Origin of the sequence: Rhodococcoides fascians A25f (assembly GCF_000760935.2) — a bacterium.
Lineage (GTDB): Bacteria > Actinomycetota > Actinomycetes > Mycobacteriales > Mycobacteriaceae > Rhodococcoides.
The window spans coordinates 4,676,910-4,691,200 of the sequence record NZ_CP049744.1 but is presented as its reverse complement, the minus strand read 5'-3'; the positions used below and the strand labels follow the sequence as shown (position 1 = coordinate 4,691,200).

The following is a 14,291-nucleotide window of genomic DNA, read 5'->3' as shown; positions in this document are numbered from 1 at the left end:
CGCTCGAGCTACCGGGGGTAGTCCCGTACCCGGAGGAGATGGTCCGGCGCTATCGCGAGAAGGGTTACTGGACGGGCCGAACGCACTCGGACCTGCTGGACGCCGCCGCGAGTGAGTACCCCGATCGGACGGCTGTGGTCGACGACCACCGGACACTCACCTATTCCCGGTTGGCCGAGCGGGTGCAGATCGTCGCCGGTGAACTCAGCAGCAGAGGAATCGGCCGCGGAGATCGAGTCGTGGTGCATCTGCCCAACACTGCCGAGTACGTCGAAGTGGTGTTCGCCCTGTTCGAGATCGGTGCCCTCCCGGTCTTCGCGCTTGCCGCACATCGAGCCGGCGATATCGTTCAATTCTGTTCTGCCACCACGGCTCGGGCGTACATCACCGTCGACCGGTTCGGAGCGACCGACTTCGCGAACATCGCCACCGACATCGCGGGCGAGTGCCCGGACGTGTCGACGGTGATCGTTGCGCGCGGCGACGAGAATTGGACCACCGCCGCACCACTCCCGCGTCGAAACCGTTCGCTGCCCTCGGATATTGCCTTCCTCCAACTGTCGGGCGGGACGACCGGAACCCCGAAGCTCATTCCGCGGACACACGACGACTACCTCTACTCGGTGCGCGAAAGCGCTCGGATCTGCGGAATCGACTCGTCCTCGGTGATGCTGGCCGTCCTGCCGATCTCGCACAATTTCACGATGAGTTCGCCCGGGCTCCTCGGCATCGTCGCTGTGGGCGGTTCCGTGGTCATGGCCCCAGACCCGAGTCCGGATACTTGTCTGCCTCTGGTGCAGCAACATTCGGTGACTCACGCTGCGCTGGTACCACCGCTGCTGGTGGCCTGGTTGAACTCCTCGGCTCGCTCGGTGTGGGACATCTCCTCGCTTCGGGCGTTGTGGGTGGGCGGCGCGAAGTTGCCTGCCGAAGTCGCTCGACGGGTCACCCCGGAATTCGGTTGCGAGCTCACTCAGGTATTCGGGATGGCCGAAGGATTGGTGAATTACACCCGACCGGACGACGATCTCGACACCGTCTGCACCACCCAAGGCAGGCCGATTTCACCCGACGACGAGGTTCGCGTCGTGGACGATTCCGGAGTCCCGGTTGCAGACGGTGAGCCGGGGAATTTGCAGACGCGTGGGCCGTACACGATTCGCGGATATTACCGAGCTCCGGAGGCCGATCGCATTGCGTTCACTGCTGACGGCTTCTATCGGACCGGCGATATCGTCGTTCGAGACCATCGGGGTTACCTCCAGGTTGTCGGTCGGACGAAAGACCAGATAAATCGCGGGGGCGAGAAGGTGGCCCCGGCGATGGTGGAGAATCATCTGCTGGCGCACGACGAAATCCACGACGTGTCCGTGGTCGGTGTCCCCGATGATGCTCTGGGGGAGAAGATCTGCGCCTATGTCGTCAGGCGTGATGCACGGTCCGAATCCCCCACCGCTGCCCAGCTGCGCGCATTCCTGCGAACGGAACGGAAAGTGGCCGCGTACACCATTCCCGACCGATTCGAGTTCGTCACCGAATTCCCGACCACCTCGGTGGGCAAAGTCGACAAGAAGAGCCAGAAGCAATGACCCTCACGGAACACCTTCACTCCTACCCGGCTGCGAGCGCCACGGTCCCGCTGCTTCCGCTGACCGGTGCGCAAGCAGGAATCTGGAATGCGCAGCGGTTGGAGCCGGAGTCGCCGTACTACCTCGTCGGCGAGGTCGTGGAGATCGACGGTTCGGCCGATGATGTCGGGCTGAATCTCGACATACTCGTCGATGCCGTCGTCGACACGATCGCCGAGGCAGAGACGATGCGGCTGCGATTCGTCGACACCGAAGGTGGACCACGACAGTGGATTTCGGATCCCCCGTCACGTACTGACGCGGCCCAGGCAGTGACGGTGATCGATCTCTCGACCGAGGCGGACCCGCGACGCAGCGCCGAAGAGCACGTTGTGCGCTGCCGGACGGAGGCTGCCGAATTCTGCCGCGACATGGTGGATCGGGAGCTCTTCGCGTACACCCTGTTGGTGCTCTCGCCCAACGAAATCTGGTGTGTACAGCTGTATCATCACCTGATCGTCGACGGCTATTCAGCGGCCATGATTTCGCGTCGGGTGGCCGCCCGATACACATCGGCGACAACGGGAAAGGCGCTGCGTCCCAATCCGTTCGGCTCAGTCGCGGAATTGATCGACGAAGATGTGCGGTACCGGGAATCATCCGACGCCGCCGCCGATCGGGAGTACTGGTCGAAGACACTGGATCCGCTGCCGGAGCGACCGAGCCGAGCAGGTACCGACGACGGTCCGGCCGAGGACACGCATTCGGCGAGGGCGACCGTCGATCGAGTCGCCATGGAGCGACTCGCGGGTATAGCCGACCGCTGCGGCTGCACGTGGGCGGACGTTCTCATCGGTAGCTATGCGGGTTTCGTCTCGCGACTGCACGGGACTTCGGACGTGGTCATCGCACTGCCGGTGATGGTACGCACAACCAGGACGGCGTTGACGACGCCTGCGATGGCGGTGAACGTTCTTCCGCTGCGCATCTCGGTCTCGCTCGAAGATACGATCGTCGATCTCGCGATGTCTGCTGCGACGGCCCTGACGGAGTTGCGCGCGCATCAGCGTTACCGCGGCGAGGACATCGTCCGCGATCTCGCTGCACCCGGTGCCGGTGCTGTGCTGCACGGAGTCGGAATCAACCTCAAGGCATTCGATGTGGGGTTGAACTTCGGCGGCGCCGTGGGCACCCTCCGCAACGTTGCCGGTGGACCGCCGGAGGAACTCGGTCTGACCGCCACGCCGATCGCCGGCGGCGCGATGATGCTCGGATTCGAAGTCGATGCGCGCCAGCACTCGCAGGCGACCGTGTCTGCGCGAATGGAGGGGCTCGTCACTCTCATCGAGTCGATGTGCTCGCAGGCCCTCCCCGCTCTGGGACACGTCGGGCTCAGACCCGCGGGTCTCGATCCGCAGTGGCAGCCGGCTGCGCTCGCGGGTAGTGCTGTGCCACAACCTGTTGCGGATGTCTTTGCCGATATGGTGCGCGATCGGGTCTCGGACGTTGTGCTCGACGACGGTGAAACGAACTGGACAGCAGCAGAACTGGCCGATCGCGCGTACCGGATAGCGCGACTGATGCGGGATCGGGGAGTCGGTTCGGGCGACCTTGTGGCCCTGGCGCTACCGCGATCACTCGACCTGGTCGCGTGCATCTTTGCGGTGTGGGAGGCGGGTGCGGGCTACGTCGCTCTCGACCCGGCATACCCGGTCGAGCGCTCCCGAGATATCGCTCGACGAGCTCGTCCTGCCCTGATCGTGAGTCAGGGTGGCGCGACTTTCGGCGATATCGACTGCGACACCATCGATTTTCGTGAGAGCGCGACCGCGGCAGAACTTGCACGCTATCGGGCAGCCCGACTGCAACCCTCGGAACTGTCCGCACCCAGGCACCGGGAGGATCCGGCGTACGTACTGTTCACTTCCGGTTCGACAGGGCAACCCAAGGGCGTCGTCGTCCGGTCCGGTGGACTCTCGCACCTCGTGCATCGGCATCGCAACACCGTCTATGCGGACGCAGTCGGGCGAACGGGCGACGATGCGCGACGCCTCCGCGTCGCGCACACCACCTCGTTCTCGTTCGACGCCTCCCTCGACCCGCTGTTGTGGATCCTCGATGGTCATCGAATCAGACTGTACGACAGCGATGTACAGCGTGATGCCGAATTGCAGCTGGCGTCGTTTGCGGCCGACCGCATCGACGTGATCGACACTACTCCGTCCATGATGTCGTTCCTGGTGGACGCCGGGCTCGACCGAGTGCGCAGTGTCGGCACTGTTCTGATCGGTGGTGAGGCGCTTCCGAGTGCGCTCGCGGAACGGCTGGCGTCGAGTTCTGCTCGCGTGTACAACATGTACGGACCGACCGAAGCCACCGTCGACGCGCTCTCGGCCGAGGTCACCGGCGGACACGTTCGGATCGGGCGACCCCTCGACGGCACGTCGGCGTACCTCCTCGATTCGGCTCTGCAACCGGTGATCGACGGTGAGACCGGGGAGCTGTACCTGGCCGGCCCGCAGCTCGCCCAGGGCTACCTCGATCGACCCGACGCCACCGCGGACAGGTTCGTCGCCGATCCGTTCGGTTCTGCCGGTGACCGGATGTATCGCACCGGCGATCTCGCGCGGTGGCACAACGACTCCGGCTACGAATACCGCGGTCGCGCAGACGACCAGGTCAAGATCCGCGGCCACCGCGTCGAACTGGGGGAGGTCGAGTTCGCGCTGTCGCGAACCGAGGGCGTGGCCGGTGCCGTCGCGGTGGTGTCCGGTAGCGGCACGACGGCCAGGTTGTTGGCCTACGTCGTCGGCGAGACCGTAGCAGTGGAGTCCGGGGACAGGCCGACGACAGGCGCGGTGATCGACAGCGACAGTATTCGTCGTGACATGGCCTCGCGCGTGCCCGATCACATGATTCCGTCGATCGTGATGGTGCTCGACCGATTCCCGACGACGGTGAACGGCAAGGTCGATCACGCGAAACTACCTGCGCCTCGATCGGGCTCCCCGTCGACATCGAGTACGCGAACTGCCCGCACTCCGGCCGAGTTCGCGCTCCAGTCGGTATTGGCGGACGTTCTGGACCACGAGGACGTCCCGCTGGAATCGGATCTGTTCTCACTGGGCGGAGACAGCATCGCGGCCATCAGCATCAGCAGCCGATTACGTGCTCACGGGGTGGTGTTGACGCCCAAGGAACTACTGACCGGGCGCGATCTGGTGACGCTCGGTGCGGCCGCCCGCGTTCTCGACGGCGTCCCGAATTCCGCGGTCGTGGACGCCCCGCACGGTTCCACGCCGACCACACCCATCATGCGTTCGGTGTTGCGCACCAACGACGTCGAGTCGATCGCGTCGTATGCGCAGTGGGCGGTGGTAGAGGTGGCCGAGGTTCCGGATCAGGCGCTGCTCGTCCAAGCGGCGTCGCGCTTGCGTCGGCGACACCCCGCGCTCGGGATGGTCGTGGAGAGCTCCGAGTCCGTGTACGTCCCGGAAATTCCGGGCGACGACGACAGCTGCGGTGCCGAGTTCGGTCCCGTCGATGCCGAGCAATACGCACAGAACATCGGCACCTGGGCACGCTCGCTGTCGCGAGAGCTGGACCCACGGGCCGGGAAGCTGTTGCGGCTTGCCGTCGTTCGCATGTCCACCGGTGACGATCGATTGTTGGTGATGGTGCACCACATCGCGGTCGACGCGGTGTCCTGGCCCACGCTGTTGAGAGATTTGCTCGCATCGTTCGGTGACGAGGACGGCAACTACGTAGTGCAGGGCACGTCATGGCGTCACCGCGCACTCGATCTTGCCGCTCGCGGCGCTGCCCACCGATATCTCGACGAACTCGACGTGTGGATCACAGTGGCGAACCCCGTGTCTCTGCCTCTCGTCGACGGCACTCTTCGCGAGGGCGTCGACACCCACTCGACTGCCTCGATCACCCGAACCACCGCCGTCCCGTCGATCACGTCCGCCGTTCTCGACGACCTCTGTGCCGCATACCGAATGCGTCCGGACGAAGTACTGCTCGTGGCACTGACCGTCGCCGTACGGGCCTGTCGCGGATCCGCACTGGAGAATTTTCCGGTGATGATGGAGGGACACGGCCGCGACGAGGACGGTGACATCGATCTGGGTACAACGGTCGGTTGGTTCACCACCGAATACCCTGTGTCAGTGCCTGTTTCGATCCTCCACGATGAAAGTTCGGTCATAGAGGCGCTGGCCGGTGGTGAGGTCGTGGCGAAACTGCTGCACGGTGTCAAGGAAAGCCGCCGGGTCGGGCGAGACGACGGCCTCGGCTACGGCGTTCTGCGCTACCTCGACGACGCAGGGACGGGGCTCGGGGCAGTGAGTGGACCACAGTTGCTGCTCAACTATCTGGGCAAGCCTGCAGTGACGTCCGGGCCCGGCTGGCGGAGCGTAGCCGGTGATGCGTTCGGGGTGGTGGAACCACCGAACCGGATGCTCTCGGAAGTTCTGGCCGTCAATGCATTCGTCCACGACACCGCAGACGGTGCCGAGCTGTCCTTCGAATGGACGGCAGCCGGACTCCTGTTCGACTCGTCGAATGTGCTGAGGCTGCAGCGACACTTCGGTGCCGCCCTGTCGGGCCTGGCTGCCCACGCGGCGCTCTTCGCCGGTGGACTCAGCTCGGTCGACGCCGACGCCGTGGGCGTCACCCAGCAGCAGATCGACAATCTCGAAGGCCTTGTCGGATCGGTCGATCGCCTCCTTCCGCTGTCACCGTTGCAGGAAGGCCTGTTGGCCCATGCGGCGAGATTCACCGACGACTCCGTCTACACGCTGACCGCAGTGGTGGATCTCGACGGCGATCTCGACGCCGAACGACTGCGATCCGCATTCGGTGCAGTAGTGCGTCGGCACTCCAACCTCGCGGCGGGCTTCCACTTCGAGGGGTTCGATGTTCCGGTACAGGCGATCACAAGAGAATTCGACATCGCCTGGCGAACCACGGACCTGAGGTTCCTGCCGGACGAGACAGCTGCCGCTGCGGCGCAGCAGGCGCAACACACGGCCGCGGCCCGCACCTTCGACGTACGGTTCGGGCCGCTGATGGCGGGGCACGTAATTCTGCTTCCCCATTGCCGCACTCGGTTGATTCTCAACGCGCATCACCTCGTGACCGACGGATGGTCGACGCCGATTGTCCTGCGCGAGTTGGTACAGCTCTACAACGGTTTTCCTCACCCGTTGCCGCCGGCACCGGACTACGCCGACTACCTGCGATGGCTGGCCAACCTGGATCGGACCGAGATGCAGGGTGCCTGGCGGTCCAGGCTGGCCGGTTTCAGCGAGCCCACCATCGTGGCGCGCGGCGACGGTACCGGACTCGGTGTGCTCTCTGCCGAGGTGCAGTTGTCGCCTGCGGTCGCAGATCGAGTCCCTGCGCTCGCGCGAGAGAACGGTCTGACCGTCAACACTGTCGTACAGGCCGCCTGGAGCGCGGTGCTGTGCGCACTTCTCGGGCGAACCGATGTGGTGTTCGGTACCACTGTCTCGGGACGCCCGGCCGAGCTGGCCGGTGTGGAGGACATGGTCGGCCTGTTCAGCAACACCGTGCCGGTACGGATGCATTGGACGGAGGAACCACTCCGAGAAATATTGCGGCGCAGCCAGAACGAGCAGTACGCCCTCGAAGCTGCGGGGCATCTGTCGCTATCGGAAATCGAGGCGTGCAGCGATGCGCGCGGAGCAGATGCTCTGTTCGACACGCTCGTCGTCTTCGAGAACTACCCAGAGCTCGTCGGGTCCGCGGCAGCGGGCCACACCCGCGTTCTTTCCGTCGGCAACGTGGGGTCCACGCACTACCCGCTCTCGCTCCTCGCTCCGCCCGGTGATCGCCTACGGCTCGTCGTCGACCACGATTCCTCGGCCGTGGAATCAGCGACCGCCGATGCAGTCGCGAGAGCCCTGGCGTCGGTGCTGAACGACATGATCGATGGAATCGACCGTCCAGCAACGGAGTACGTTCCCACATCGGTGCCGGTGCTGCCACCCCGGGTGCCGAGCCGAATTCTCGAACCGGTATCGGGCGAGGCCTCGGCCGACGTGGTCGACACCGTCACTGCGCAGCTCGCCGCAATTCTGGACATGCCACTGGATATCGAGGACGACTTCTTCGAGCAGGGTGGCCACTCATTGGCCGCCATGCGCGCAGTGAGTGCACTGCGCCGCGTCGGAGTCGTCGTGACGGTCGCGGACATTTTCGCGGCACGGACGCCGAAGGCCCTGGCGGCGCGGGCATCGCACGCACACACTGTCGACGTGGCTGCCCCGGTCGGCTCGGTGGCTGGTGAACCCGTCATGTCCTCCGCGCAGGAGCGGTTGTGGATCCTGCAGCGCATGGAAGGGCAATCCCGCACCCATGACGTGCCGGTCGCTCTGCGCCTGACCGGGGAGATCGACATCGTGGCGCTGCGCGCTGCGTGGGGAGATGTGCTCGATCACTTCGCTGTGTTGCGAACCTGCTACCCGGCAGCAATTTCCGGTGATCCCACCGTGCGCGTCGTCTCGGACTCCGACTTGCCGGACCTGATCGTTCGAGAGAGCAACGCGGGCATCGTCGACGCGGTACAAGTCGAGCTGAGCGATCCGGACCGTGCCGTCGACATCGAGTCGTCCGCACCGGCGCGGGCAGTCCTGATCCGCGCCGTCGACGGTGTCGCGCTGGCACTGGTCTTCCATCACATAGCAATCGACGGCGCGTCGGTACCCATCGTCCTCGACGCCTTGATCGAGGCCTATCGGGCCCGAACGGTCGGTCATCCGCCCCGGCTACATCACGATGCACCGACGTTCGGCGAGTTCGCGATTGCCGACCGCGCCCGCAGCGGATCGGCAGAGGCCGAGGATGCGCTCCAGTATTGGCAGGAGAGGCTGGCCGATGCGCCGGTGGAACTGGACCTGCCGACGGACCGATCGCGGCCCCGACGTACCTCGTCGAGATCGGTGAGTGCCGTCCGTCCGCTGTCGAACGGGATGTCGAGTGGACTTCGCGCTGCCGCAGTTCGGCACGGAGTGAGTCCGCTCATGCTCGTCGAAGCCGCCGTCGCACTGACCTGGCAGCGGTACGGTGCCGGAGACGACATTCTGCTCGGAACAACCGTGTCGGATCGAGAGATGCTGCAGGACGGTAGGTTCCGCACTACCGTCGGATATCTGGTCAACACGACTGTGCATCGCGTGGATCTGAGCGGAAACCCCACGACCGGTGAGGTTCTCGGGCGAGTTCGGAGCATCGGACTCGATGCACTGGCCCATCAACAGGTCCCGTTCGATCGAGTGGTCGGCGCTCTCTCTCCGCCGCGTGCTGTGGGGCGCCATCCGCTGTTCCAGACTCTCGTGGGTCACGAATTCGGCGGAGCACCGATCGAATTCGGTGAGGTTGTCGCGACACCGATGGAACCGCTGGACCCGCCCGCTCGGATGGACACTGTGGTGTGGTTACGAGAATTGCCGACAGGGCAGGAAGTGCGAATCGGGGCCGCGGCGGACCTGTTCGACTCGGCCACTGCCGATTCCGTTCTCGACGAGATCGTTCGTGTACTCGATCACATCATCCGGTTCCCGGACGCGCGGATCGACCGGATCGGTGCCCGACCGACGCAGTGTGCGTCCGAAACGGTCTCGACCACTCCGAAGTCTGTGCTCGAGCGATTTCTGCATCAGGTGCAGGTCGCCCCGAACTCGATTGCCATCGTGGCCGGCGACACGGAGCTCGATTACAGCGAGACCGGCTGCCGTGTCGAAGCCTTGGCGCGAGCACTTCTTGCGGCGGGCGTGGGCCCGGGCGGCGTTGTGGGCGTTGCCCTGACGCGGGATGTCACACTTCCCATAGCTCTGCTGGCCGTGATGCGATGCGGGGCAGCGTATCTTCCGCTGGACGTGGACTATCCACGAGAGCGGTTGCAGTACATGATCGACGACGCACGGCCGGTGTGCATCGTCGCGTCGAATTCGGCGTCCCTCGACTGGATACGGGTTCCGTCGGTGTCGGTCGAGCACCTCGGGGCGCCGGACGACGAGACGGTTGCGTTACCTGTCCCGGCGGATCCTGGACCGGCACCGGCCTACATCATTCACACGTCCGGAACCACGGGGAAGCCCAAGGGCGTCGTGGTGACGACGGCAAATCTCGCGACGTTCGCAGAGGCGGTGACCGAACAGCAATGGGTACGACCCGGCGACCGTCTGGTGGCGGTGACGACCGTGTCGTTCGATATCGCCGTGCTGGAACTGCTGTGTCCCTTGACTGTCGGAGCAGCGGTCGTGGTGGTACCGCGTCAGGTGGTTGTCGATCCGGAGCAACTCGGCACCGTCGTCGTGAGCAGTGGTGCCACCGTCGTGCAGGCAACTCCGTCGCTGTGGCGTCTCCTGCTGGGATCCTCTCGCGCCGCGGAATTCGGTGGGTTGCGCGCCTTGGTGGGCGGTGAAGCCCTGTCGTCGGAACTGGCCGAGCAGCTGATCGAGAGCACCACCGAGGTGTGGAACGTGTACGGTCCCACCGAGGTCACCGTGTGGGCGACCGCAGCCCGACTCGACGTGGGATCGCCGGTGAGCATCGGGGCACCGTGGAACGGGGTACACGCAAGGATCCTGGACGGGCTTCTGCGCCCGGTGCCCGACGGGGGACGCGGCGAGCTGTATCTCGGGGGCGCACAGGTTGCGGCGGGATATCTCGGCCGTCCGGATCTGACGGCAACGAGGTTCGTGCCCGATCCGGAACATATTGGGCAAAGGCTCTACCGCACAGGTGATCTCGTCCGGAAGCGGCCGTACGGTATCGAGTACTCGAGACGCACCGACGATCAGGTCAAGGTGCGCGGCTTCCGGGTCGAGCTCGGAGAAGTCGAGTCGGCTCTGCGAACCGTGGACGGCGTGCGGGACGCCGCCGTGAGGGTCGGGGAGATCGGCGACGGTACTTCTCGCCTGTTCGGCTACGTTGTTCTGAACCCGGATACGCCTGCGGCGGAGCAAGCTTCCATCGGCGGAAACACGTCGACGGAAATACGGATTCGGCGCGAGCTCGCTGCGTTGGTTCCGGATCACTTCGTGCCGCAGTCGATTACGGTGCTCGGCGGACTGCCGCGTACGCTCAACGGCAAACTCGATCGAGGTGCGCTGCCGATGCCGGTGCCGTCTTCGAAGCCGGGCGGTGACGCGGCGACGGTGGCCACGGTCGAGGTAACGCCGATGGCGGCGATCCTCGACGCGGCGGCCGAAGTGCTGGGCGTGTCGGTCGAGACCGACGGCCCCGACGCGAGCTTCTTCGAGCTCGGCGGCGACAGTATCGCCGCGGTTCGATTCGTAGCGGCAGCGGAGCGAATGGGTGTCCGATTCGAGGTCGCCGACGTCTTCGGCGCAGGCACCCTATCCGAACTCGCTGCTCGTGCTACCTCGTCCGCACCTTCCTCGGCCGTGACCGAGAAGAGAGTCGAGCTCGTCACGGTGGGCCCGCAAGCACGCCGATCGCTGGACCGATCGTTCCCGGGGTGGCAGTCGGTGCTTCCGCTGACACCGTTGCAGCGGGGCATGTACTTCGAGTCGATCAGCGCCGCCGGGACTGCGGGCCGTGCCGACAGCTATCACGTCCAGCATCGGTTCGAGTTCGGCGAAACCATCGACCGGCCGGCACTGGCGGCGGCTCTGACGGCTGTGCTGAGTCGGTACCCCACTCTGGGGGCAGCGTTCACCCACAGAATGATGGCCGAACCGGTCGCAGTGGTCTCACCTGCGTCGATCGAGTTGCAGGAGAAGCAACTGCACAACGCACGCACTATCGATGTTCTTGCGGCCGAGGAGTTCGCCACTCCGTTCGACCTCGAGCGTGCGCCCCTGATCCGTGCCGTGGTTGCCACGACGCCGGGAGGTAACTCGTACCTGGTGGTGACACAGCATCATCTGCTCAGTGATGCCTGGTCTCAATCGGTGATGTTCACCGAACTGTTCGTGCTCTACGGAGTCGCGCGCATGACATCGGGTCTGTATCGGTCGCAGGACTCGCTGGCAGGTTCGCTGCAGCGAGTCCTGGAGCCGGCAGCCGATTTCACGGAACATCTGCGGCACTTGAACACTCGTGACAACGCAGCGGCCGCCGACGCATGGAAGGACCATCTGGCCGATCTCGACCAGCCGACATCGGTGGCACCGTCGAAGAACAACAACACGACCGCGAGCTCGATCTCGTTGCCTGATCGCCGCACGCGTCAGGTCGATGCCGCCCTGCGCGAGTCCGTTACCGCGACGGCGCGTGAATCGGGAGTGACGGAATCGACGGTGGTCGCGTTGGCGTGGGCACTGACGTTGCGCCGCACGACCGGACGAGACGATGTCGTGTTCGGATCCACGGTGTCCGGACGCGATCCGATGGTTGCCGGCGCCGACCGAATGGTCGGCCTCACCTTGAACACGGTGCCGATCCGGTGCCGATTGCGGCCGGGGGCATCGATGCCCGAACTGCTTCGCGAGATGTTCGGCGACCGAGCAGCTCTCGTCTCACATCAACATCTGGGGCTCGGCGAGATCGGGCGCGTAGCTGGGTTCGCGACGTTGTTCGACACGCTGCTGGTGTTTCGTAATCTCGGCGGCGACGCCGAGAGGTTCGAGGTCTTCGAGCGTGCCGGTGTCGTGTCGGCCGACGCCACCGATGCCACCCATTACGCGGTCACTGTCGACGTCGATCCTCGGGGTCGCAGTGGAGCCATGGAGGTGACGGTCGAGAACCGCCCGGACCTGGTCGACTCCGAGACAGCAGAGCTGCTGTTGGACAACATGATCGAGATGCTCGGCGCGGTGAGTGGACGCACGGTGGGCATCGGGACCGTCGCGGACACCGGTTGCTCGATCGAGAACTCGGAGTCGACTGCGCTGACTCCCGAGCGTGTCCGAGTTCCGCTGCCAGGGGATCCGGAGGGCAGCATCGACACGTTGTTGTCCGAGCGAGCCGCGGCGACTCCCGATGCGCCGGCAATCACGTACGGACCGGACACACTGACCGCCCGCCGATTCGACGATCGCGTCGGAGCGTTGGCGCGGATTCTGGTGGCATCGGGAGTATCTGCAGGTGACGTGGTTGCACTGTTGCTCCCTCGGTCGATCGATCACGTGGTTGCCATCTTTGCCGTCATGCGTGCCGGGGCAGCATATGTGCCACTGGATCTGCAGAATCCGATGTCGCGAATCGAGGAGATTCTGGTCGACAGTGGCGCTCGTACTGTGATGTGCACCGGCGGTGTCACCTTCGGTGCACAGGGACCTCGGCTGATCGATCTGACGGCCCCGGAAATACGTGCCGTGCTCGACGGCGTAGTCCCCGCTCCCGTCACTCCTCTCCGCGCTGTGAGTGGCCCGCGGCACGCTGATCAACCCGCTTACATCATCTACACATCGGGGTCGACGGGAAAGCCGAAGGGAGTGCAGGTCGGTCATCGAGGGCTGACAGCGATGTTCCACAATCACCGGGACGAAATTTTCACGCCCACGGTGAATTCGGTGGGGGGTAGGCAGCTTCGTATCGCCCACACGGTCTCCTTCTCGTTCGACATGTCCTGGGAAGAGCTGTTCTGGATGCTGGCCGGGCATCATGTCCATGTCATCGACGAGGAACTGCGGGCCGATCCGGTTGCCCTGGTCCAGCACTACCACCGCGTGGGAATCGACGTGGTGAACGTAACGCCCTCGTATGCAAAGGAACTCATCTCGGCTGGTGTGCTCGCCGAAGGCCATGGTCCGGCGCTGGTGATGCTCGGTGGTGAAGCGGTGCCTCAGGAACTGTGGACCCGATTGCGGGAGCAGCAGGGAGTCGACGGATACGACCTGTACGGCCCTACCGAATTCACGATCAATGCCATGGGGTCGGCGGTCCACGCCAGTGACACCCCGTGTCTCGGCCGTCCGGTGCGTAATGCGCAGGCGCGCATTCTCGATTCGGGTCTGCGACCGGTGGCAACCGGCGCAGTCGGCGAGCTCTATTTGTCCGGAGACGGGACGGCCCATGGATATACGGGTCGGGCGGGACAGAGCAGTACCGCGTTCGTCGCTGATCCTTTCGGCCGCGGTCGACGGATGTACCGCACCGGAGATCTGGTTCGATACCTGCCCGGTGCCCGCCTCGAATACCTGGGGCGCGCGGACCGTCAGGTCAAGGTGCGTGGAATTCGGATCGAACTCGGTGAAGTCGAGTCGGCCCTCGAGTCTCTGGAAGGGATCGAACGCGCCGCCGCGACCGTTCGGACCGATGGCGGCAGGACAGTGTTGGTGGGCTACGTCGTGTGCACCGAATCGAGCGATCGTGTTCGGATCGATGAGGCCGAGGTGAGGTCCAGGTTGCGCAACAGTGTTCCAGCGCAACTGGTTCCGGCTCAGATCGTGGTGGTGGATCGGATTCCACTGTCAGTGAACGGCAAGCTCGACCGCGCTGCGTTGCCCGAGCCGCCCAGTCGGAACGCAGGCGAGACATTGCGCGGTGACACGCAGCGGACGGTGGCGGCAGTCTTTCGTTCGATTCTGGGAATCGACGTCGGCGCGGACGACGGATTCGCCGACAGCGGCGGCGACTCCCTGGCGGCCATGCAGGTGGTGTCGCAGCTCGAACGAGAGACGGGAGTGCGTGTCGAGGTGGGAGAACTGATCGCGTTGCAAACCGTCGCGCAACTTGCCGAGGCGGTGGAAGGTAGGAGAGGCTTAGTTTAGTATCGCCCAG

At 64.9% G+C, this 14,291-nt stretch carries 2 protein-coding genes; both read left to right on the top strand.

Annotation, left to right across the window (positions count from 1 at the left end; all coding sequences use genetic code 11):
• Positions 1-38: 38 nt before the first annotated feature.
• Entirely contained in the window at positions 39-1,589 is a 1,551-nt protein-coding gene (locus BH93_RS21970; protein ID WP_242459251.1) for a (2,3-dihydroxybenzoyl)adenylate synthase, read from the top strand.
• On the top strand, positions 1,586-14,281 hold the full coding sequence (locus BH93_RS21965; protein ID WP_037173264.1) for a non-ribosomal peptide synthetase: 12,696 nt from the start codon (positions 1,586-1,588) through the stop codon (positions 14,279-14,281). The genes BH93_RS21970 and BH93_RS21965 overlap by 4 nt, the downstream gene beginning before the upstream one ends.
• Positions 14,282-14,291 lie beyond the last annotated feature (10 nt).

What these genes read in the sequence shown, in the direction of transcription:
- BH93_RS21970 (WP_242459251.1), top strand. Translation starts at nt 39, where the DNA reads ATGGTCCGGCGCTATCGCGAGAAGGGTTACTGGACGGGCCGAACGCAC.
- BH93_RS21965 (WP_037173264.1), top strand. Translation starts at nt 1,586, where the DNA reads ATGACCCTCACGGAACACCTTCACTCCTACCCGGCTGCGAGCGCCACG.